The organism is Pantoea sp. Fr-CA_6, from assembly GCF_024520895.1.
Classification (GTDB): domain Bacteria; phylum Pseudomonadota; class Gammaproteobacteria; order Enterobacterales; family Enterobacteriaceae; genus Pantoea; species Pantoea agglomerans.
This window is the reverse complement of record NZ_JALNPO010000001.1, coordinates 140,875-162,865: the sequence shown is the minus strand read 5'-3', so window position 1 is coordinate 162,865 and position 21,991 is coordinate 140,875. Positions and strand designations below refer to the sequence as shown.

Annotated in this window: 23 protein-coding genes; 11 read left to right on the top strand and 12 right to left on the bottom strand. The window is 56.1% G+C overall.

Annotation, left to right across the window (positions count from 1 at the left end):
• Positions 1–62: 62 nt before the first annotated feature.
• Positions 63–956 carry a LysR family transcriptional regulator gene (locus NR201_RS00775; protein ID WP_256849251.1) on the bottom strand — a complete coding sequence of 298 codons (894 nt, stop codon included), beginning with the start codon at positions 954–956 and terminating at the stop codon, positions 63–65.
• A 95-nt stretch (positions 957–1,051) separates the two neighbouring features.
• On the opposite strand from NR201_RS00775, the gene NR201_RS00770 reads away from it, so the two are divergent.
• From NR201_RS00770 to NR201_RS00755, 4 genes are all read left to right on the top strand, one after another.
• Positions 1,052–2,305 carry an MFS transporter gene (locus NR201_RS00770; protein ID WP_256849250.1) on the top strand — a complete coding sequence of 418 codons (1,254 nt, stop codon included), beginning with the start codon at positions 1,052–1,054 and terminating at the stop codon, positions 2,303–2,305.
• A 167-nt stretch (positions 2,306–2,472) separates the two neighbouring features.
• On the top strand, positions 2,473–2,733 hold the full coding sequence (locus tag NR201_RS00765; RefSeq protein WP_256849249.1) for a hypothetical protein: 261 nt from the start codon (positions 2,473–2,475) through the stop codon (positions 2,731–2,733).
• 112 nt (positions 2,734–2,845) lie between these two features.
• Complete coding sequence (gene cybB, locus NR201_RS00760) at positions 2,846–3,388, top strand: cytochrome b561 (protein WP_256849248.1); 543 nt, start codon at positions 2,846–2,848, stop codon at positions 3,386–3,388.
• Between the two features lie 174 nt (positions 3,389–3,562).
• Complete coding sequence (locus NR201_RS00755; RefSeq protein ID WP_010244774.1) at positions 3,563–4,747, top strand: sugar transporter; 1,185 nt, start codon at positions 3,563–3,565, stop codon at positions 4,745–4,747.
• 62 nt (positions 4,748–4,809) lie between these two features.
• On the opposite strand, the gene NR201_RS00750 is transcribed toward NR201_RS00755, so the two are convergent.
• Together NR201_RS00750 and NR201_RS00745 are read right to left on the bottom strand one after the other, a co-directional pair.
• A complete protein-coding gene (locus tag NR201_RS00750) occupies positions 4,810–5,067 on the bottom strand; it encodes a YdgH/BhsA/McbA-like domain containing protein (RefSeq protein WP_256849247.1) in 258 nt (85 codons plus the stop codon).
• 37 nt (positions 5,068–5,104) lie between these two features.
• Positions 5,105–5,362, bottom strand: coding sequence for a DUF1471 domain-containing protein (locus NR201_RS00745; RefSeq protein ID WP_010244768.1), 258 nt, complete (start codon positions 5,360–5,362; stop codon positions 5,105–5,107).
• A 307-nt stretch (positions 5,363–5,669) separates the two neighbouring features.
• On the opposite strand from NR201_RS00745, the gene NR201_RS00740 reads away from it, so the two are divergent.
• Positions 5,670–6,320: a TetR/AcrR family transcriptional regulator gene (locus NR201_RS00740; RefSeq protein WP_010244765.1), complete on the top strand. Its 651-nt coding sequence runs from the start codon at positions 5,670–5,672 to the stop codon at positions 6,318–6,320.
• Positions 6,321–6,367: 47 nt separating this feature from the next.
• Here NR201_RS00740 and rhaM read toward each other — a convergent pair whose 3' ends face one another.
• The 4 genes from rhaM to rhaB are packed head-to-tail and all read right to left on the bottom strand — an operon-like array spanning position 6,368 to position 10,246.
• Positions 6,368–6,682, bottom strand: coding sequence for an L-rhamnose mutarotase (gene rhaM, locus NR201_RS00735; protein ID WP_010670186.1), 315 nt, complete (start codon positions 6,680–6,682; stop codon positions 6,368–6,370).
• The gene (rhaD, locus tag NR201_RS00730; protein ID WP_191913889.1) at positions 6,672–7,514 is read right to left on the bottom strand and encodes a rhamnulose-1-phosphate aldolase; all 843 of its coding nucleotides are present in this window, start codon (positions 7,512–7,514) and stop codon (positions 6,672–6,674) included. The genes rhaM and rhaD overlap by 11 nt, the downstream gene beginning before the upstream one ends.
• Before the next feature lie 10 nt (positions 7,515–7,524).
• Positions 7,525–8,781, bottom strand: a complete 1,257-nt coding sequence (locus NR201_RS00725; protein WP_256849246.1) for an L-rhamnose isomerase — start codon at positions 8,779–8,781, stop codon at positions 7,525–7,527.
• The gene (gene rhaB / locus NR201_RS00720; protein ID WP_010244754.1) at positions 8,774–10,246 is read right to left on the bottom strand and encodes a rhamnulokinase; all 1,473 of its coding nucleotides are present in this window, start codon (positions 10,244–10,246) and stop codon (positions 8,774–8,776) included. Before rhaB ends, NR201_RS00725 begins: the two co-directional genes overlap by 8 nt.
• A 291-nt stretch (positions 10,247–10,537) precedes the next feature.
• Here rhaB and rhaS point away from each other — a divergent pair, with 291 nt between their 5' ends.
• Both rhaS and rhaR read left to right on the top strand, forming a co-directional pair.
• Positions 10,538–11,359: an HTH-type transcriptional activator RhaS gene (gene rhaS, locus NR201_RS00715; protein WP_029519076.1), complete on the top strand. Its 822-nt coding sequence runs from the start codon at positions 10,538–10,540 to the stop codon at positions 11,357–11,359.
• Between the two features lie 11 nt (positions 11,360–11,370).
• A complete protein-coding gene (gene rhaR / locus NR201_RS00710; protein WP_010244749.1) occupies positions 11,371–12,234 on the top strand; it encodes an HTH-type transcriptional activator RhaR in 864 nt (287 codons plus the stop codon).
• A 173-nt stretch (positions 12,235–12,407) separates the two neighbouring features.
• On the opposite strand, the gene rhaT is transcribed toward rhaR, so the two are convergent.
• Positions 12,408–13,442 carry an L-rhamnose/proton symporter RhaT gene (gene rhaT, locus NR201_RS00705; protein WP_010670192.1) on the bottom strand — a complete coding sequence of 345 codons (1,035 nt, stop codon included), beginning with the start codon at positions 13,440–13,442 and terminating at the stop codon, positions 12,408–12,410.
• 359 nt (positions 13,443–13,801) lie between these two features.
• On the opposite strand from rhaT, the gene NR201_RS00700 reads away from it, so the two are divergent.
• Together NR201_RS00700 and NR201_RS00695 are read left to right on the top strand one after the other, a co-directional pair.
• Positions 13,802–14,125, top strand: a complete 324-nt coding sequence (locus tag NR201_RS00700; RefSeq protein ID WP_010244743.1) for a hypothetical protein — start codon at positions 13,802–13,804, stop codon at positions 14,123–14,125.
• Between the two features lie 43 nt (positions 14,126–14,168).
• Positions 14,169–14,267: a YoaK family small membrane protein gene (locus NR201_RS00695; RefSeq protein ID WP_008925225.1), complete on the top strand. Its 99-nt coding sequence runs from the start codon at positions 14,169–14,171 to the stop codon at positions 14,265–14,267.
• 3 nt (positions 14,268–14,270) lie between these two features.
• On the opposite strand, the gene NR201_RS00690 is transcribed toward NR201_RS00695, so the two are convergent.
• Positions 14,271–14,537, bottom strand: a complete 267-nt coding sequence (locus tag NR201_RS00690) for a DksA/TraR family C4-type zinc finger protein (RefSeq protein WP_010244737.1) — start codon at positions 14,535–14,537, stop codon at positions 14,271–14,273.
• Positions 14,538–14,733: 196 nt separating this feature from the next.
• On the opposite strand from NR201_RS00690, the gene aldA reads away from it, so the two are divergent.
• Positions 14,734–16,170, top strand: a complete 1,437-nt coding sequence (gene aldA, locus NR201_RS00685) for an aldehyde dehydrogenase (protein WP_010244734.1) — start codon at positions 14,734–14,736, stop codon at positions 16,168–16,170.
• Positions 16,171–16,245: 75 nt separating this feature from the next.
• Here aldA and NR201_RS00680 read toward each other — a convergent pair whose 3' ends face one another.
• Together NR201_RS00680 and NR201_RS00675 are read right to left on the bottom strand one after the other, a co-directional pair.
• A complete protein-coding gene (locus tag NR201_RS00680; protein ID WP_228312138.1) occupies positions 16,246–17,514 on the bottom strand; it encodes an MFS transporter in 1,269 nt (422 codons plus the stop codon).
• Positions 17,511–18,932 (bottom strand): M20 family metallopeptidase, encoded by a 1,422-nt coding sequence (locus NR201_RS00675; protein WP_158131676.1) that lies wholly within the window; start codon positions 18,930–18,932, stop codon positions 17,511–17,513. Before NR201_RS00675 ends, NR201_RS00680 begins: the two co-directional genes overlap by 4 nt.
• 140 nt (positions 18,933–19,072) lie before the next feature.
• On the opposite strand from NR201_RS00675, the gene NR201_RS00670 reads away from it, so the two are divergent.
• Positions 19,073–19,987 carry a LysR family transcriptional regulator gene (locus NR201_RS00670; RefSeq protein ID WP_256849245.1) on the top strand — a complete coding sequence of 305 codons (915 nt, stop codon included), beginning with the start codon at positions 19,073–19,075 and terminating at the stop codon, positions 19,985–19,987.
• A 348-nt stretch (positions 19,988–20,335) separates the two neighbouring features.
• Here NR201_RS00670 and NR201_RS00665 read toward each other — a convergent pair whose 3' ends face one another.
• Positions 20,336–21,931, bottom strand: coding sequence for an ABC transporter substrate-binding protein (locus tag NR201_RS00665; RefSeq protein WP_083067978.1), 1,596 nt, complete (start codon positions 21,929–21,931; stop codon positions 20,336–20,338).
• Positions 21,932–21,991: the final 60 nt, after the last annotated feature.

The following is a 21,991-nucleotide window of genomic DNA, read 5'->3' as shown; positions in this document are numbered from 1 at the left end:
GCGTCAAATATTTGATTAGAAATGTGATTTATAGCACAGATTGATGCGGTGTTGCCCGCGCATCAGTGCCGGTTTCGCCGCAGCAACGCCATCATGTTTTCCATCTGCGCATTTATTTCGCGTCCGGCTGACCAGACCAGCCACAGCTCTGAAATGGCATCCTCTTCCGTTAAGGGCAACCAGACCAGATCGGCCAGCCGCGCCCGACGAAATGAGGCAGGCAGAATGGAGACGCCTAACCCGGTTGCCACCAGCCCAAGGATGGTCATCGCCTCACCCACTTCCTGAGTAATAAAGGGCTTGATATGGTAGCGGTGCAGCAGCGCCAGAATATCGCTGTAGAGCGCGGTTCCGCACTGAGGGTCAAAGAAGACAAAGGGTTCCGCCGCCAGGGCAGTGACAGAGATTTTATCGGCGTCAGCCAACGGATGCGCCTTATGCACCACGGCATAAAGCGGCTCACTCAGCAGCAGCTGATGACGCAGATCGGCGGGCAGCGGCGTGTTGCGCATCACGCCAAGATCGAGCCGTCCATCATGAAGCGGTGCGAGCTGCTGGCGGGTATTAATCTCCTGCATCTGAATATGTACCTGCGGCCAGCGCTGACGAAACCGGAATAGCGCGTCAGAGACCACGGCGGTAAACGGGGCCGAGGAGGTAAAGCCAATCCGCAGCTCCCCCTCTTCACCACGATGCAGCCGGGCGGCGCGATCGGCCGCCTGCTCGACCTGCAACAGAATCGCGCGGGCGTCACTCAGCAGTTGCTGTCCGGCAGCGGTAAGCTGCACGCTGCGGTTAGTGCGATTGAACAGCCTTGCGCCCGTTTCTGTTTCCAGCTGAATAATCTGCTGGCTGAGCGGCGGCTGAGAAATGTTCAGTCGCTGGGCCGCCCGCCCGAAATGTAATTCTTCCGCCACCGCAACAAAGTAGCGCAGATGACGCAGTTCGATATTCATATCTTAAACGTCTCATTTGAGATTATTAATATATTAGACATCATAATGCCGCTTTCCTAAGCTGACGACAGGTTTTCTAAATTTGAGGAAGATGTGTGAGTCGCTCAACACATGCTGTCACAGTGGATGAGAATGCGGTCTCTGCGCCGCCAGAGTCAGTTGCCGCTTCAGGTCATATCCGCCGGGATTCGCCACAGTTTATGCGCGTGACGCTGGCGCTTTTCTCCGCCGGGCTGGCGACCTTTGCCCTGCTCTACTGTGTGCAGCCGATTCTGCCGGTGCTGTCACAGCAGTTTGGTATCTCTCCGGCAACCAGCAGCCTGTCACTCTCCATCTCGACCGGCCTGATGGCGCTGGGCCTGCTGGTCACCGGGCCGCTCTCTGATGCTATCGGTCGTAAATCGGTGATGGTCACAGCCCTGATGCTGGCCGCCATCTGCACGCTGGTCTCGGCCACCATGACCAGCTGGCACGGCATTCTGATTATGCGGGCGCTGATGGGGTTGTCGCTGAGTGGCGTGGCGGCGGTCGGCATGACCTACCTCAGCGAGGAGATGGATGCACGGGTCGTCGCCTTTTCCATGGGGTTATATATCAGCGGTAACTCGATAGGCGGGATGAGCGGTCGACTGCTGAGCGGCGTGCTGACTGACCTCTTCTCATGGCGACTCGCCGTGGCGGTAATCGGCTGTTTTTCGCTGGCCTCGGCGCTGATGTTCTGGAAGATTCTGCCTGCGTCGCGCCATTTCCGGCCCATTACGCTGCGTCCGCGTAATCTGCTGATTAACTTCCGGCTGCACTGGCGCGATCCGGGCCTGCCCTGGCTGTTTGCCGAAGGATTCCTGCTGATGGGAGCCTTTGTCACCCTGTTTAACTATATTGGCTACCGTTTACTGGATGCGCCCTGGCATCTCAGCCAGGCTGTGGTCGGGCTGTTATCAGTGGTCTACCTCACCGGCTCCTGGAGTTCGCCTAAGGCGGGCGCGCTGACCAACCGGTTGGGTCGGGGTCCTGTGATGCTGGGTGCTACCGCCATCATGCTGCTGGGTTTGCTGATTACCGCCTTCAACTCCCTCTGGCTGATCCTGCCAGGGATGATGCTGTTCACCGCCGGTTTTTTTGCCGCCCATGCGGTTGCCAGCGGCTGGATTGGCCCCCGGGCGCGCAGGGCAAGAGGCCAGGCCTCTTCGCTCTATCTGTTTAGCTACTACGTGGGTTCCAGCGTCGCGGGTACGCTGGGTGGCGTGTTCTGGCATAACTTTGGCTGGAGCGGGATTACGTTGTTTATCAGCGTCCTGCTGATGCTGGCGTTACTGGTTGCCTGGCGTCTGCACAGTAAAAAACTCTGAGAATGTCTTCTCATGCCAGGCCTGGCTTCTCCTGCGGGCCTGGCGGTTTATCACAATAAACGCGCTATTCAGAGCCACAGCAAACAAAACGCAGGTTTCCCGCTATAATCGTTTTTATTGTAATAATTCATCTGCTTTGCCTTTTAACACGGCAACAAGGAACGCCTGTGGCTCTCTACTACTACGTCAATAAACAATCAGGATATAACAATAATCATGTGGTTCATGCCGCAGGCTGCCCCCATCTTCCCGACATCGATAACCGTATGTTTCTGGGCAGTTTTTACCATGTGAATGCCGCCATCCTGCAGGCTAAAAAATATTATTCTGGCGCAATCGGCTGTGAAAATTGTTGTCCTCTCAAAAATGTTGACCAGCAGGCCACCCAGCTCAGCGTGGCCCTGAAGCACACCCCGGCTTCGCGTTAATCTGATCCACCTGGTAAGGGGGAAAAAATTTTTCCCGCTGCGCTAATTTGTTAAGAATTACCGCTGTTTTCCGTTATGTTAATCTTCCTGATTCTCTTTAATGGAATGCACAATGCGGGATAAGTTTGCGCGCGCTCAGATAGCCCTTCACTGGCTCACCTTTTTACTGGTGGTGACCGCCTACGCCACCATTGAACTGCGCGGTTATGCACAGCGCGGATCCTGGCAGGGTTATGCCATGATCATTACCCATTTCAGCGCCGGCGCGACCATCCTGGTACTGATGCTTGCCCGCCTCTTTTTACGCACCCGGCATCGCACACCGCCCATTACTCCCGCTCCGCCGCGCTGGCAAATCGGGCTGGCACATCTGACTCATACCCTGCTCTATGCCCTGTTTATCACTCTGCCGATCCTCGGCCTGACATCGCGTTATCTTAAAGGTCGGGAATGGTGGCTGTTTGGCATCAGCATGCCGGTCGCGCCTGAACCTGACTTTGATATGGCGGATATGCTGATTGGCTGGCATGAAACCCTGGCACCGCTGGGTTACTGGCTGATCGGACTGCATGCTGCTGCCGCACTGTTCCATCACTATCTGCTTAAAGACAATACTCTGCTGCGAATGATGCCCGCCCGGCGTCGCGGTCAATAACCTCAGGCTATCGCCCTGTGATGGGGCGATAAAAAAATTTCAGCATTAAAAGGCGTTTATAAGGTTTCTCTTCCCGCTTTATTCACTACAATGGTCAGTAATTTGTGACGCAGGTCACTTTCGCTGGATGTTTCTGCCACATCCGATTCGCTGTACTGACTGACTTGACTCCTCATGCAACCAACTACTGTTTCACGTAAAACTGCCTGGCTACGCGTGGTATTGCTGGCCATCGCCGCCTTTGTATTTAATACCACCGAATTTGTGCCGGTTGGCCTGTTATCTGACATCGCTGCTGACTTTTCAATGCAGACGGCTGACGTCGGGATCATGCTGACCATCTATGCCTGGGTGGTTGCACTGCTCTCACTGCCGCTGATGCTGCTGACCCGCAATATTGAGCGACGACTGCTGCTGGGTGTGCTGTTCCTGATCTTTATCGTCAGCCACGTTCTTTCTACCGTTGCCTGGGATTTCCGGTCGCTGATGGTGTCACGCGTGGGTATCGCCCTGTCTCACGCGGTGTTCTGGTCGATCACCGCCTCGCTGGCGATTCGCGTCGCTCCGGCCGGTAAGAAAACTCAGGCGCTAAGTATGCTGGCAACCGGTACCGCGCTGGCGATGGTGCTGGGCGTGCCGATTGGCCGCGTGGTGGGTCAGTATCTTGGCTGGCGTACGACCTTCGGCGCGATTGGCCTTTCGGCACTGGTGCTGATGATTATGCTGGTGCGCATCCTGCCGCGTCTGCCGAGTGAACATACCGGCTCGCTGAGCAGTGTGCCGATGCTGTTTCGCCGTCCGGCGCTGGTCAGCATGTATCTGCTGGTGACGCTGGTCGTTACCGCGCATTACACCGCTTACAGCTATATCGAGCCCTTTATGCAGACCGTGGCCCATTCCAGTGGCAACTTCACCACCCTGCTACTGCTGCTGTTTGGCTCTGCGGGCATTGTGGGTAGCGTACTGTTCAGCACACTCGGTAATAAGTTTCCCTCCGGACTGCTGATTGCGGCCATCGCGCTGATCACCCTGTGCATGGGCCTGCTGATTTTTGCTGCCGTTCGCCCTGCGGCTATTTCAACGCTGTGCGTTGTCTGGGGAATGGCGATGATGATGATCGGACTGGGTATGCAGGTGCGGGTGTTGTCGCTGGCACCGGATGCCACGGATGTGGCGATGTCGCTGATGTCCGGTATCTACAATATCGGTATCGGCGCGGGTGCGCTGCTGGGTAATCAGGTCAGCCTGCATCTGAGCATGGCGGAAGTCGGCAATGTCGGCGGGATGATTGGCCTGGTGGCGTTACTCTGGTGTGTTTATATCTTCCGTCGTTATCCACAGTTACGCAGTAACGGATAATAAAAAAAGGCTTCAGATAAGCGGGTTATCTGAAGCCTGTTCAGGGTTATTTACCGCTCACTTTATCTATAAAGAACGGCTGTGCCATGCAGGTTGTTGCTGCCAGAGGTCGAAGTGATGCGGAAAGACTTTGCTCCTGCATCGCTGGCCTTTTCTGACAGTTGCTGCTCCAGCGAAAGCAGATTAGTACTGCCCGTTGCGCTGATGACACCGATTTTTTGCTGATCCAGCGGTGTCCTGCTGACCTGCTGGGCCGCTACGCTGGCAAATGACAGACCGCTTAGCACCGCCGCCACGACCATCATATTGATATTTTTCATAACGAACCCCTTCTCACTTATTCTGTTGAAATCAAAATTACTGATAAATCACAGCCGTGCCGTGCAGTTTGTTCTGGCCGCTGGTTGAGGTGATGCGGAACGATTTCGCACCCGCTTCATCCGCTTTAGCACTCAACTGCGCTTCAACAGAAGACAGATTGGTGCCGCCCAGTACAGAAATGGTGCCAACTGGCTGCTGATTAACAGGTTCGCTGGTCACCAGGTCAGCGGCAGATGCGCCAAAAGTCAGAGTAGTCAGAGCCAGTGCTGCCAGGGTGATTTTGATGTTTTTCATAATAATCTCTCTATTCAATATTGAAATTCGGTTGGTCTGAATGGGTTGTCACTATTTAATTAATGACCGTTAAACAAATGATAGACCCCGATACGGTTTGTCGTCAACATTTATTTAATGAGCGTTATTTTATTCGCGAAGTGGCGTGATTATGGGCTTCAGCCTCTTTTCTGACTTAACCTAAGGGGCTGTAATAATGCGCTGGCGCACAAAATGGCAACCCCTGTCGGCGGCATCCACGCCAGGCCTTGCACATTTTTATAATGATCGGTAATTTAATAGGGTGTTTTACTGTCAGTGAGGGTGTATGAGTCAGGTTCAGGATTGCGATGTAAAGAAATGCCGCGGCCGACCAAAAGTGTTCGATCGCGAAGCAGCGCTCGATAAAGCTCTGACCCTGTTCTGGACGCACGGTTACGAGGGAACTTCTCTGGCCGATCTGGTGGCCGCAACCGGCGCGAAAGCGCCAACCCTCTACGCCGAGTTTGTTAATAAAGAGGGACTGTTTCGCGCGGCGATGGAGCGCTACGTGGAGAAGTTCAGTGCATGGCGTGAAGCGGCATTGGGCGATGACCAGTTACCGGTGGATCGGGCTATTGAAGCCTATTTCCGCGCCACCGCGGCCTGTTTTACCGAACGCGACTCTCCCGGCGGCTGTTTCTTTATCTGCACCTCAACCGCCCTGTCGGCGGCTTCAGCAGAGATTGCCACCATGCTGCAACAGCAGCATCAGTCGCAGGAGCATGTGTTAAAAGATTTTCTGCTGGCGCGTCAGCAGCGTGGTGAACTGAGTGCGTCAGTAAACATTCCCGCGCTGTCACGTTATCTGAGTTGTATGCTGCAGGGCATGTCGGTGCGGGCGCGTGAAGGCGTTGAGCGTGACGATCTGGAGAGCATTATTGATACGCTGATGGCGATGTGGCCGACACTCACCGGCCTGTGTCAGGCTAAGCGTTGAAAATATCAGGGCGGCGATGCCGCCCTTTTCATCTTTTATTCCCGATTTTATTCCAGAAAGAAAACCGGTTTTAACGGCTCACTGATCGGGCTGTTATCTGCATTCGACGGCATCAGATCTTTCATTGATGCCCACCAGCGCTGACAGACCTCCGTTTCTGCCACCGCGTTCCAGCGCTCCTCAGATTCAATCTCAACACTGGCGAACAGCAGATGCCGCTCGGCGTCCAGCCAGATGGCATAGTTATGCGCGCCGTGCGCTTTCAGGGTTTCGGCCAGTTCAGGCCAGATCGGTGAGTGCCGACGCTCATACTCTGCATGGCAATAAGGATTCACCTGCATCACAAAGGCTTTACGCAGCATTAGCAGGCCCTGCATCCAGCGCCGGTTGCCACGGCTTCACACCAAAGCGCTCACCCAATGCAACCAGCTGTTCTGTGGTGATACTCTGACGCATACCGCCCATCGACAGCACTTTGACGATCACTTCTGACGATTTCTCCGCCGTATCAATCAGACCAAAAGTCTCATCGAGTGTCGGGCCCGTGCCAAAGACACCGTGGAATGGCCACATCACCAGGGTATGTGACTGCATCTGTCCGGCGGTCGCGGTGCCGATTTCATCGGTGCCGGGTACCATCCAGGGTAAAACACCCACACCGTCCGGGAACACCACCAGACATTCGGTACTCCCTTCCCACAGCAGGCGGGTAAAGCGGGCGGAATCCATCTCAACCACATAGCTTAAGGCCATAAAGTTGGTAGCGTGACAGTGCATGATTACCCGGTCTGCACCATTACTGACCGCTTTACGCACCGCGTGAGACTGAAAGTGTGACGCCAGCTCGGAGGTCGGCAAACCGCCATTCGACAGACCCCAGTGAATTTTATAAGAGAGCCCTTTGTCATCGACCTGCAGCAGTGCCAGACAATCCGCCGGATCAAGCTGGACATTACGCATGAATTTTCCTGACCCGGTCACCAGAAACCAGTCGTTCGCCAGCGCCGGCGCGGGTTGTGTCAGCTCAATACAGCGCGGTTGCAGGCAGAAATCAGCGGCAAAAGGTTTAACCTCCTCTTCCCGCAGACGCAGGCTGACGTTGCCGCCGTTACGTTCGTCCCAGCCCTTCAGCCACATATCGCTGGTTGCTTTGACCATTCCCTTAACAAACCCGGAAGAAAGAATGCTTTGCATAGTGAAATCCTTAACGTTGGCTCAAAATCTGTTGTTCATAATGGCGGACGTCGCCTAACCAGCTGGCATCAGCCGGGACGTCATGGCGCAGGCACCAGGCTTCCCATACCGCCTGCCACGGCAATGATTTTTGCTCTTCCAGCAGCGTCAGCCGCGCGGTGTAATCACCCTCGTTCTCGGCCTGGCGCAGACGATCGGTTGGCTCCAGCAGGGCACGCAGCAGCGCTTTTTTGGTGTTACGGGTGCCGATAACCCAGGCGGCAATCCGGTTGATAGAGGCGTCGAAGAAATCGAGTCCGATATGCACTTTGTCGAACAGTTGATGGCGGACGATCTCGCTGGCGATCGCCTGAGTTTCATCATCCAGCAGCACCACATGGTCGCTGTCCCAGCGCACCGGGCGGCTGACGTGCAGCAGCAGACGCGGCACATAGAGCATCGCGGCAGAAATTTTGTCGGAGATCACTTCGGTGGGATGAAAATGTCCCGCATCCAGGCATAGTGCCGTCTGGCGGCTGGCGGCGTAACCAAGATAAAACTCATTGGAGCCCACGGTGTAGCTCTCTGCGCCAATGCCAAACAGCTTGCTCTCAACCGCGTCGATATGGTGCTGCGGATTCAGTTTTTCTGAGATGACCTCATCCAGTGCGCTCATCAGACGCTGACGCGGCGCCAGTCGATCCACGGTAATATCTTTCATGCCGTCCGGCACCCAGATATTCATCACTGACGGCGTGCCAAGCTGCTCACCAAACGAAGCGGAGATGCGGCGACTCGATTTGCAGTGATCGATCCAGAACTGACGCACGGTTTTATCACTGTGTGACAGCGTAAAACCTTCGGCACTCATCGGATGCGAGAAGCAGCTGGGGTTAAAATCCAGCCCTAAGTTGTGCTCTTTCGCCCAGGCGACCCAGTTGGCGAAATGGGCAGGTTCAATCGCATCCCGATCTACTGGCTTGTCACTTTCCAGATAGATAGCGTGCAGGTTCAGACGTTTTGCGCCTGGGATCAGAGACATCGCCTTGTCGATATCGCTGCGCAATTCACTGGCATTGCGTGCCCGCCCCGGATAGTTGCCGGTCGCCTGGATGCCGCCAGTCAATGCGCCCTGTGGGTTCTCAAAGCCCCGGACATCGTCCCCCTGCCAGCAGTGCATCGAGACAGGAATGCTGTCCAGCTGGCGAATGGCCTGTTCAACATCAACTCCATTGTCAGCGTAGCGTTGTTTAGCCAGTTCAAAAGCCTGTTCAATCTGCTTAGTCATAAGCGGGTTCCTTAGCGGGTTGACTCAGCGTCGCGAAGCGTGCCTGACTGGCACTGAAGACGCTGTGAGTTTGCGGTTCGAATTTTTCCAGTGGGAAGTTGTTGATGACGCTGCAGCGGAAATCAGCCACATCGATCAGTTCACCAAGTGCAATCAGCTGGCAACCAACGTTACCCAGCGTGGAGGCTTCAACCGGACCTGCCAGCACCGGAATCTGGCAGGCATCGGCACAGAGCTGGTTAAGAAAACGGTTCTGACTGCCGCCCCCTACCACGTGAAGCTGGCTGAAAGGTTTGCCTCGCAGCTCTGCCAGCTCCTGGATCACCTCGCGATAGAGCAGTGCCAGGCTGTCAAATATGCAGCGGGCCAGCGCGGCGGCAGATTGTGGCACCGGCATTCCCTGCTCTGCGCAGGCGTTCTGAATCTCGTTAACCATGCTGTCGGGATTGATGAAGCGCGCATCGTTGGGACTAATCAGTGAAACACAGGCGGGCTGCCGTGCCGTCTGATCAATCAGTGCGCTGAGATCGTCAATCTGAAGTTCGCCGCAGATGCGCTGCAACAGCCATAAGCCCATGATATTTTTCAGTACGCGGTAGCCTTCTGCGCCGCCCTCATTGGTGATATTGGCGCGTAACGCGCCATCGCAGGCATAAGGCTGCAAACTTTCAAAGCCCATCAGCGACCAGGTTCCGGAACTGAGATAGGCGGCATCGTCCTGCATTAGCGGCGTTGCCAGAACCGCGCTGGCGGTGTCGTGGGTGGCGACAGCAATAACCGGGACCGGGACACCTGCGCTATTGACCCAGTGGCCGACGGTGTTGCCCGGTGCCTGCGGCTGGCCGAACCATTCAGGAGCAACGCCCGCCCAGGCGAGCAGATCACGATCCCATTCGCCGCTGTGAATATTGAGCATTTGCGTAGTGGTGGCGTTGGTGTATTCCCAGTTGAGATTACCGGTCAGGCGATAATGCAGATAGTCCGGCATCATCAGCGCATGCGCCACGCGGGCCTGCCAGTCGGGCTGCTGCTGATGCAGGGCGCGCATCTGATAGAGCGTATTGAATGGCAGAAACTGAATGCCGGTTCGGGCGTAGATGGCACTGCGGCTCAGTTCGTGCTGCGCCTGCTCCATCAGGCCGTGGGTGCGCGCATCGCGGTAGCTGACCGCCTCACCCACCGGCTCGCCCTCTGCATCCAGCAGCACCATATCAACGCCCCAGGTGTCGATACCGATACTGTCTGGCACAATCTTCTCTTCATCTAACTGAGCCAGCCCGGCGCGTATCTCCTGCTCAAGCATCGTCAGATCCCAGCAGTCATAACCGGCACGACGCTGGCGCTTATTTTTAAAGCGCCGGACCTCACGAAGCGCGAGCTGGCGCTGCGCAGCATCCCAGCTTGCGAGCATGACGCGCCCGCTGGATGCCCCGAGATCAATAGCAACAATGTTTCTCCTGGTCATGGCGACTTTTCCCTGTGATTGAGTGGTCACAGAGTAAAAACCTGGCCGGTTAAAGACCTTCCCCGGAGTGCCAGCGGCTGATAAGCCCTGGCAGACTTGCAAAGAACTTCGTGAGAGAGATCACAGAGGCGAAAGGCAGGAGGATGTGACCCCTGCCGCAAATCTGTTAACTGCTGAGGATTTCTTGAAAAATCAGCATGATTCCTGCTGAGTCAGGCTGAAAATTCAAGGTAAGGTTAGAGCGTGCTGATTAGACTGCGTTACGGTTTTGTTAAGCAGCGAGAGATGACCATGACCATATTGCACAGTGCGGATTTTTTCCCCGAAGGCGATTACGCCATTGCGATTGAACCCCGCATACCCCAGGCCGCCTTCCCGGAACATCATCATGATTTCCATGAAATTGTGCTGGTTGAGCAAGGCTCTGGCATTCATGTGTTTAATGGTCAGCCACAAACGCTGTGCGCCGGTTGCGTCTGCTTTGTGCGCGATCACGATCGTCATCTTTATGAGCAGACCGACAACCTTTGCCTGACCAACGTGCTTTATCGCAGCCCCGGCGCGTTTCGCTTTCTCTCCGGGTTACAGGCTTTACTGCCCTGCGATCAGGACGGGCAATATGCTTCCCACTGGCGCATCAATCAAAAGGTGATGACGCAGGCGCTGAGTGTGGCGGCGCAGATGCAGCCGGATGATACCTGGTCGATGGAAAAACAGGCGCGTCAGGAACAGCTCTTTTTACAGTTGCTGGTGCTGTTGCGTGAGGCGTGCATTGATGGACAGAGTCAGGATCAGGAGGCGCGGCTGCATCGTCTGCTCGACTGGCTGGGTGAGCATTACAGTGATGAGATTATCTGGGATGAACTGGCGGATCGCTTCTCCCTGTCGCTGCGTACCCTGCATCGGCAAATGAAGCAGCAAACCGGCAGCACGCCGCAGCGCTACCTGAACCGTGTGCGGCTGTTGCAGGCCCGTCATCTTCTGCGTCACAGTGATATGCGAATTACCGATATCGCCTTCCAGTGTGGATTTGGGGACAGCAACCATTTCTCAACCCTGTTCAGGCGCGAATTTGGCTGCGCACCGCGAGCGGAGCGCCAGCAGATGATGTAAAGGAGCCAATCATGGCATTGATACTCAGTCGGGATGACTATTTTCCCGCCACTACTCTACCGGTGGCGGTCGCCGAAAGGATGCCACAACCCTCTTTCCCGCCGCATCGCCACGAGTTCAGTGAAATCGTGATTGTCTGGCGCGGCAATGGCCTGCACGTCCTCAACGATCGGCCCTGGCTGATTACCTGTGGCGACGTTTTTTATATCCGCGACAGTGACTGCCACAGCTACGACAGCGTTAACGATCTGGTGCTGGATAACATCCTCTACTGTCGGGATCGCTTTGGTCTTGCCCTTGACTGGAATCAGCTGCTGCCGCAACAGGGACCGGATGCGCCAGGCGGCTGGCGGCTGACCACGCGAGGGATGGCGCTGGCCCGGGGAGTGATCAGCCAGCTAGAGCGTGAAAGCCGCAAAAGCGACCCCCTTTCAGTTCAGCTCTCGGAGGCGCTGTTTTTACAGCTGGCGCTGATTCTGCGCCGCCACGGCTACGCGGCCGACCGCCCCTGGGCGTTGCCGGAGGGGGAACAGCTCGATCTGCTGATGTCAGCGTTACAGGGTGCGATTGCCCGCCCCTTTGATCTCGCGGAGTTTTGTCAGCAGAACCAGCTCAGCGAACGGGCGCTGAGGCAGCTTTTCCGTCAGCAGACCGGGATGACCATCGGTCATTACCTGCGTCAGCTACAGCTCTGTCAGGCAAAATATCTGCTGCGCACCCAGGATTGTCTGATTAGTGAGGTTGCCGCCCGCTGCGGCTTTGATGACAGTAACTATTTTTCGGTGGTTTTCACCCGTGACACCGGTTTACCTCCCAGCGCCTGGCGACAGCAATTTATCGCGCCACGCCAGGCACTGAAAAGTGCCGAGTCTTAATAAAACGGGCCTGCATAGCAGGCCCGTTGAGGTAACAGAGAAAAGCTGTTCCACATTGCCGGGAAACAGTGCCTGCGAATTAAACTAATGTGTTGTTGTAAGTAAAACCCCGACGGAGTGAGCCATCAGTCTGGCAGGCCCCGCCTGCATAAAGACAGAGTCACTATTCGCGATCAGGCCGCCATGCCAAGTCCCACAATATTGGCGGCAATGATAATCACCACACAGCCGATTGATAACACGCTGACCGGTCGGCGCCCCGCAGACTTCCACTCCTTCATCAGCAGCCCCACCAGACCACCACACAGGACGTATAGACTCATGTGCAGCATCCAGCTGACATAGTCATACTGCGCCGGGATTCTGGCATGGCCCCAGGCATAGAAGAAGAACTGCAGATACCACATGGTGCCGCCGAGCACCGCAAAAGCGGTATTGGTAATCAGCAGCGACTTCCCGACCGAGAAGTCTTTACGCACCGACAGCTCTGGCCGGGTGGCCAGCCGCCAGAAACAGAAGGCCAGATTAACCAGAGCGCCGCCGCCCATAATGATTACGTAGCTGGGCAGAGCTACATACAGCGGATCGATGCCCAGATTAGCGGCGGCCTGATGCATGGGTTTAGCCGCATCCATGGCAAAGGACATACCCGCCGAGAAGATGCCGCACATCACCGCCAGCACCAGTCCTTTTCTGAGATTAAACTCTTCTGCGTTAATCCCCAGCGCCCGCTCCTTTAACAGCCCGGCACGCGACACAATCCCGACGCCAATCAGTGCCACCAGTACGCCCAGCAAGGTTAACCGGCCACCCGCCGACGCGAAGAGCTCACCAAAGCGCCCCTGCAGAAGCGGTGTCATCAGCGTGCCGACCACCAGGGTAATGCCAATCGCGATACCGATTCCCATCGACATGCCGAGATAACGCATGGTCAGGCCGTAGTTGATATTGCCTATGCCCCACATCGCGCCAAACAGAAATACCGGCGTCAGTTGCGAAAGCGAGAAGCTGCTGTAATAGGCCATAAAATCTGGCAGTAAAATGGCACTTACCGCCCACGGCAGGATCAGCCACGACATCAGGCCACCGATCGACCACATGGTTTCCCATGACCATCTTTTCACCTGTTTAAAAGGCGCGTAGAAACACGCGGCGCTGGCAGCTCCGACAAAATGCCAGAAGATACCCGCAATAATGGCACTGTTCATTGTTATTCCCCGGTTAGGTTGAGGCCTGTCGGAAACCTGTCTGCTTCCGCTCAGCAGGCAGTCTACGTTCAGCAGGAATTCCTCAGCCTTTGGATAAATGCCGGAAGCCACAGTGAAGTGGCAATATTTACCCGTTGTGCCCATCAGGGATCACAATTTCACCGTTGTCAGAAAACCGGACGATTAGTTAAGTAAGTAACTTATTATTCAATGTTTTTTTCATTTTTGCTGTGTGGCGCAGCACAATTCTGATCTGACTGCCATTCACAAGGGAAGGTTGGCAAATGTGCAAAGAAGCCTTTCATTAACGCGGGCAAGGTCGTATAAACTGGGGAAAATTGATCGGATCAGGGAATGGGATGACGACAAAGTGGTTAACGCTGTTTCTTTCGCAGTCAGTCAGCCAGGTCATGCTGGATGATCTGCGCGCGATATTACCTGCAGATGCGATAAAGGTGTTTGTGAATGGCCTGGATGAAACCCACTATGCCACCCTTGAGTGTGTGCAGGCGGATCAGCATTGCGCCCTGATCGCCTCAGCGATAGTGGTCTGGCGTCAGCTCGGACATGTTCACCATATTCTCTATAAAAAAGGTGAGGTGTTGCGGGAGGAAAATGATGCAACGCAGTTCCAGCTGTTCACTCTGCTGAAAACCCACCGCGCCGTATTGCAGATCTCATGATAAGATCGCAGCCCCTGAAATCGCTGTTTGCAGCAGGTAAATTATGAGAATTGGAATTCTGTTTCCGATCGCCATCATTGTGGCGGGCGTGGGCTTTCTGGCGTGGTTTATTGGCAGTGGCCTGGCGATGCCAGGCTCCTGAAGGTCAGCGCAACTGACTGTCTTTACTGCCCCGACGGTTATATAAACTGCTGGTCTGCTGCTGCTTGTCGATTTTTTCCTGACACGCCACACAATAGTGCACGCCTTTAAGCGCCTGACGACGCGCTTCGGGAATCGGCTCGCCGCAGAGCTCACATTCGGTGGCGCTTTCGCCCTGTCCGATCGACTGTCTTACCCGCTCAATGCCGTCATTGACGGTGCTATCGATCTGTTCCTGTACTGCGCCTTCTGACGCCCATCCATTTGCCATGATTTAACCCCTTTATTACCACTTCACTCCTTTAAATCTACAACATATTGACGTTTTTGCCGCAGAACTCACCGATATCTGTGATTGGCTGCCAGCCGCTCCCGGCAGCTGGCAATCAGCTAAAGGTAGCCCTGAGCAATCTGTTTCACCCTGCTATCACATTACTGCAACGTATCGATAGCGGAGAGCTAAGCGAATGACAACACATCATCAACATTTCATTAATGGCGAATTTGTAGCCCATCAGGGTGACCGTTGGATTGAAGTGATCAATCCGTCCACGGAGGCGTTGCTGTCCCGTATTCCCCAGGGCAGTCGTCAGGATGCCAGCCTTGCCATCAGCGCCGCAGAAGTGGCTCAGCCTGGATGGGAAGCGCTGCCTGCAGTAGAGCGCGGCGTCTGGCTGCACAAAATTGCCACCGCCATCCGCCAGCGTGAGCCTGAACTGACGGCAACCATTGTGGCTGAGGGTGGAAAAACCCAGGGGCTGGCGAAGACCGAAGTGATGTTCACCGCCGACTACCTCGACTACATGGCGGAGTGGGCGCGTCGCTATGAAGGTGAGATCATCAACAGTGACCGCCCCAACGAAAATATCTTCCTGTTTAAAAAAGCGATCGGCGTCACTACCGGAATACTGCCGTGGAATTTCCCCTTCTTCCTCATTGCCCGCAAAGCGGCACCGGCCCTGATCACCGGAAACACCATCGTGATCAAACCCAGTGAGCTGACACCGAATAATGCGGCACTTTTTGCCGACATCATACAAAAGCTGGGTCTGCCTGCTGGCGTCATTAACTTTGTTTATGGTCTGGGACCGGAAGTGGGACAGGAGCTGGCAGCAAATCCTAAGGTCGGTCTGGTGAGTCTGACCGGAAGCGTCGGTGCGGGCATTGCCACCATGGAAGCCGCGGCTAAAAATGTCACCAAAGTGTCGCTGGAACTGGGTGGCAAAGCCCCTGCCATCGTGATGGATGATGCCGACCTCGAGCTGGCTGTGCGGGCGGTCGTCAGCTCGCGGATCATTAACAGCGGACAGGTCTGCAATTGCGTAGAGCGGCTCTATGTGCAGGAAGGCATTTACGATCGTTTTATCAGCGCACTGACCGCCGCGTTTCAGCAGGTGACATTTGGCGACCCGGCCGAACGCAGCGATATCGATATGGGTCCGCTGATTAATGCCGCAGCACGGGATCGGGTGGAGCAGAAGGTGGCAGAGGCCGTCGCCGCAGGGGCGAAAGTGGTTCTGGGCGGCAAGCGCGCCGGAGACAGAGGCTTCTTTTTCCAACCCACCTTGCTGACTGAGGTGCGCCAGGAGATGGCGATTATGCAGGAGGAGATTTTTGGCCCGGTTCTGCCGGTGATGAGTTTTAAAACGCTTGACGAGGCGATTACGCTGGCCAACGACTGCGAGTATGGGCTGACCTCCTCGATTTATACGCAGAATCTGAATACCACCATGACCGCGCTGCGAAAGCTGAAGTTCGGCGAAACCTATGTTAACCGTGAAAACTTCGAAGCGATGCAGGGATTTCATGCCGGGTGGCGTAAATCGGGTGTCGGCGGTGCCGATGGAAAACATGGTCTGGAGGAGTATCTGCAGACCCATGTTGCCTATTTACAGTTCAGTTAATCACTGGCTCGATCTTACCGCCTCCCGTACCTGACGTTGTCAGTACCAGAGTGGGCCAGTAATTGGCCCACTCTTTTATGCCACCCGCTTACTGCAGCGCAGCAGCGCGATGCCACTCAGCACCGCCACAGCCATCAGGTAGTATCCAGGCGCCAGACTGCTGCCGGTGGCGGCAATCAGCATGCTGCAAATCAGCGGTGCAAACCCGCCAAATACCGTCACGGCCACGTTGTAGCTGATCGCCATGCCGCTGGCGCGCGTGGTCGCCGGGAAGAGATCGGCCATCACCGACGGCACCGTGGAGAAATAGACCGACTTGAGTAGCGCCATCCACGCCACCAGCAGGATCAGCGTGGTGGGCGTAGTGTGATCGACCATCCATTTGAAGGCGGGATAGATGGTGACCATCAACAGCAGCAGCGATCCCCACATCAGCGGCAATCGGCCTATCCGCTCCGCCCACAATCCCATTATGGGCGTCACCACCGTCAGGATAATCCCTGCGACCAGCGTGGCGGTGAAGGCCACCGATCCCGGCAGATGCAGCGTTTTGGTGGCGTAGGTCGGAATGTAATTGAGCATGTAGTTGACCGCGGTCGAGATCACCATCACCCCAATCGCCAGGGTGATCAGCGCTTTCTGCCGCCCGAACAGCGTTTTCAGCGGTGCGGCTTCCTTCTCCTGCGTCGCAAAGCTGGCGGGCTCCTGCACGTGACGGCGAATGTAGATCCCCAGCGGTCCAATCAGTAAGCCGAAAGCAAACGGGATACGCCAGCCCCACGCCTGAATCTCGCTTTCGCTCAGCCAGTGTGTCAGCCCCAGGCCGAACGCCGATGCCATCAGAGTACTGGCGCCCTGTGTGGCGAACTGCCAGCTGGCGATAAAGGCTTTGCGCTCGGGAAAGTGCTCTACCAGGAAAGCGGTGGAACTGCCAAACTCGCCCCCGGCAGAGAAGCCCTGAATCAGGCGCGCCAGGATAATCAGCAGCGGCGCCGCCAGACCAATAGTGGCGTAACCCGGCATAAAGGTAATGATCGCCCCGCCCAGCATCATCAGATTGATTGAGAGCAGCAGCGCTTTTTTACGGCCATGACGGTCGGCATAGTTGCCCAGCACGATGGCACCCAGCGGACGGATCAGGAATGAGATGCCGAAGCTGCCGAAGGTCAGCAGTAGCGACACCGACGGATCGCTGACCGGAAAGAAGACGTGCGCGATGTAGCTGGCGAAGAAGCCATACACCGCGATGTCGAACCACTCCAGCGCGTTACCAATGCAGGTAGCGAACAGCGTTTTGTGCAGGTTCGGTTTCACCTGCGGAGTACTCTGTGCGATGCTGCTCATTGTTCACCTCTCCGCCACTGATGGTGGCGCGACATCAGTTGTTCGCCCTCTTCACCCAGTTGCCAGAAAAGGCGGGTCATGATCGCCAGCCCTTCACGTGCAACAGAGGTGAGCATGTGTTCGTTAACGCCGTGCTGGCCGCAGGCCGGATAGGAATGGGGCACCCATAGCGTCGGGAGGCCGAGGATATCGGCAAATACCTCATTGGGCAGTGAACCGCCGAGATTGGGCAACAGCGCTGGTTTTTTACCGCTGCTGCGGGCCAGCGTGTCCAGCGCCCAGGCCACCAGCGGATCCTGCGGATCGAGTCGCGTTGCAGGTGAACCGCGCATAAACTCTACGCTGACGTTATCGAAGCCGTGCTGATGCAGGTGACTTTCGACATGCCGGACCAGATTTTCCCAGTCGGTGCCGACCACAAATCGCAGCTGACACACCGCCGTGGCGCTGCCGGGAATGGCGTTCATCGGGCGCGCCGGGTTACCGGTTTCAAACGCCAGCACCTCCAGCGTGTTCCAGCCATAAAGACGCTCCGCAGGCGTCAGACCCGGCTCGCCCCAGCCGTCGGCCAGCGCCGGATCGCCCGGCATTCCGCCCACCTCAATATCACTGAGGATGGCGCGCACCGCATCGGTCAGGGAGTCCGGTTTCAGCGCGGCGACCTGCAATACACCCTGTGCATTCACCAGGCAGGCGAGCGCATTCGCCAGCTGGGTGCCGGGATTACTCAGCAGTCCGCCCCAGTTGCCGGAGTGATAGGCGTTGTCGCGCGCCCTGATAGTCAGACGAAAGTTCGCCGCGCCACGCGAACCCAGGAACAGTGTCGGCCGCACCGCGTTCAGTCGCGGGCCATCAGAGGCGATAAAGAGGTCGGCCTGTAACAGCGCCCGCTGCTGCTGGCAAATCTCCGCCAGCCCTGGCGAGCTGATCTCTTCACCCATTTCAAACAGGATTTTGCAGTTGAAGCCCAGTGCGCCACCGCGTGCCTGCCACACCTGCTCCAGCGCCGCGAGATTGATGCAGTGCTGGCCTTTGTTATCCGCACTGCCGCGCCCATACAGGCGGTCATCTTCAGCCGTGAGTCGCCACGGTGATAAACCGTCGCGCCAGTTCTCATCGTCGCCGAACACCACATCGCCGTGGCCATAGCAGAGCAGCGTCGGTCTGGAGGGATCTTCAATGAGCGTGGCGATCAGAAACGGCGGGCTGCCGGGCTGCGGATTCTCAAACGGGTGCAGCGTAAATCCCATCGTCGCAAGCTGCGGGCCGATCTCCTGCTGCAGATAGTTCTCCAGCTCCACCTGCCTGCTGGCGTGCTGGCTTTCGGTCACGCAGGAAATTCGTCGTGCCAGCAGCTGCTGAAACTCGCCACTGTCGAAATAGTGCATCGCCTGGTCAACGGTCTGTTGCTCTGTCATGTTTGCCCTGTCTGTTCTTTTTATCGTGCTTTATCTTTGACAAACTTCTCTCTTTGCCACAATTATTAATTTATCGAGTGAGCCTTGCTTTTAAAGCAAGCCACGCCTGCCCTTTTATGATGCGTTTTGTTGGAGTCACCATGTTAAGCAGTGAGATCCGCTATTTCCTGGCGGTCGTACAGTGCGGATCGCTCAGCGCCGCCAGCGAGCAGCTCTTTGTGGCGGTGTCGGCGATTAGTCGCCAGATTCAGCGTCTGGAGACGCAGGTGGGTGTGCCGCTGTTTGAGCGGCATGCACGCGGCATGGTATTGAACGAAGCGGGTGAAATATTCGCGCATCATGTGCGCAAGAGTCAGCTCGATATGGAATATGCGCTGGCGGAGATTAAGGGGCTGAAAGCAATACGGCGCAGCCTGATCCGCATCGCCTGTACCGACGGAATGGCGTTTAGTCTGCTGCCGGGATTGCTGGCGGAGTTCCGTCAGGCCAACCCCGGCGTGCTGTTTGCGCTTAATGTGACGCACTCTCAGGGCGTGGCGGCATGCGTCAGGGCTGGGGAATGCGATGTTGCGCTGCAGTTCAGTCTGCAACCGGAGCGCAGCGTTGAGGTGCTCGGCTCGTGGCCGGCGCCGGTGTTACTGGCGATGCATCAGTCACATCCGCTGGCGTCGCGTCAGGTGACGCTGGCCGATCTGCATGGCTGGCCGCTGGCGTTGCCAGGTCAGCATACTACCGTGCGGCAGTTGTTTGACCTCTCCTGTCAGATGAACGACTGCGTGGTCGAGCCGGTGCTGACCTGCGACTATTTCGCTACGCTCTACCACTTTTTGCTGCATACCCCGCAGGCAGTAACCATTTGCAGTGCGTTTACCCTGTTGTTTGAGCGCGACTCGCAAAATCTGGTGTTGCGTTCGATGGGGGTGGATCAGCTGAGTCAGCGTACGTTGCAGCTTCAGACGGTGTCCGGCCGCCAGCGGAATGCGGCGCTGACGCTGTTTCTGCAGTTTTTGCAGCAGCGGCTGACGGAGATGGATCAGCAGGTGAGGATGGGATGAGTGATACAGGTTTAAAGGAGTTTGGTTGTTAAAGTCTGCGCTGGATGGCTGTCAGATAGTGCTGGCTAAGGGAACACGACCCGATCGGAAAGTCGCAACAGCCGCCCTCCATGGCATGCCCGGCCCGCGCGATTACTCACCTCATCCCTGAGGTGCGTCCGTAGCCGGGCCAACGCGTTGCGTTGTTCAAAAACGCTCCCGGCGTTTTTATCCGGGCGGCGGGACGCTTTCCTCCCTGCTCGTGTTCCCTTCGCGTTGAGCTTTATCATTGCGGTCATATAAACCCTGACTTTAGTGCATAAACTTAGCCCCACTCGGAAGTGGGGCTCTGGTTTTAGCGGCAATCACTTACTGCTTAATATCAACCTGATAGAAGATGTGTTTGCCGAACGGATCGACCTGATAGCCGCTGACCGATTTGCGCACCGGCTCAAAGATGGTGGAGTGCGCAATCATCACCGCAGGCATCTGGTCATGCATCATCTGCTGTGCCTGCAGATAGAGCGCGGTGCGTTTGCCCTGATCCGGCTCGGCGCGGGCTTCGGTGATTAACTTCTCGAACGGCTGATAGCACCATTTTGAGGAGTTGGAACCGCCCTGTGCAGAGGTACAGCTGTAAAGCGGGCCAAAGAAGTTGTCCGGATCGCCGGTGGCGGTGGTCCAGCCCATCAGCGCCGCCTGATGCTCGCCGCTGCGCACGCGTTTCAGGTATTCGCCCCACTCATAGCTGACGATATTGGCTTTGATGCCCACTTTAGCCCAGTCCGACTGAATCATCTCCGCCATGCGGCGCGCATTCGGGTTGTAAGGCCGCTGAACCGGCATCGCCCAGAGCGCAATTTCGGTACCCGGTTTCACACCCGCCTGTTGCAGCAGGGCTTTGGCCTTCTCTGGATCGTAGTCGTAATCTTTCAGATCTTTGTCGGCGCTCCAGACGCCCGGTGGCAGGATATTTTTCGCAACCGTGCCGGTGCCTTTAAAAATCGCATCAATGATCGCCGGTTTGTTGATCGCCATCGCCAGCGCCTGGCGCACTTTGACGTTATCGGTTGGCGCCTTAGTGGTGTTAAACGCCAGGAAGCCGGTATTCAGACCCGCCTTCTGTTCCAGGGTGATATCCGGGTTAGCGCGCATCTTTTCAAGATCGGCGGGATTAGGGAATGGCATTACCTGACACTCATTCTTCTCCAGCTTGGCATAACGCACGGAGGCATCCGGCGTGATGCTGAACACCAGCCGATCGAGTTTCGCCTTGCCCTGCCAGTAGTCCGGGAACGCTTTGTAGAGAATGCGGGAATCTTTCTGATACTGCACCAGCTCAAACGGGCCGGTGCCGATCGGGTTCATATCGACCTTCTCCGGCGTCCCCGCTTTCAGCATCGCGTCTGCATATTCCGCCGAGTGGATCGAGGCGAAGTACCAGGCGAGATCGGCAAGGAACGGCGCTTCCGGATGGGACAGCGTAAAACGTACGGTGTGGTCATCGACCCGGTCGATACTTTTAATCAGCGTGGAGAGTTCCAGGCTTTCGAAGTTGGAATAAGTGCCGCCAGAGACATTGTGGTAGGGATTTTTAGGGTCCATCTGGCGCATAAACGAGAAGATCACATCGTCGGCGTTGAAGTCGCGGCTGGGTTTGAAGGCTTTATTGCTCTGAAACTTCACATTCTTGCGCAGATGGAAGGTGTAAACCGTGCCATCCGGGCTGATTTCCCAGCGTTCCGCCAGGCTGGGCACCAGGTTGGTGGTGCCAGGCGTAAAGTCCACCAGCCGGTTGAAAACCGGCACCGCACTGGCGTCAACGCTGGTCCCGGAGGTATAGAGCTGCGGGTTAAAGTTCTCTGGCGATCCCTCAGAACAGAAGACCAGCGTTTTGGCGTTAACGCTGCCAGCCAGCGCTATCCCAGCCGTAACAAGCGCTAAGGTGGCTATCTTGATTTTCATTATTATCCTCGCTTTGTATTGACTTCCGGTGATCACAATATCTAAATGAATCATTCAGAT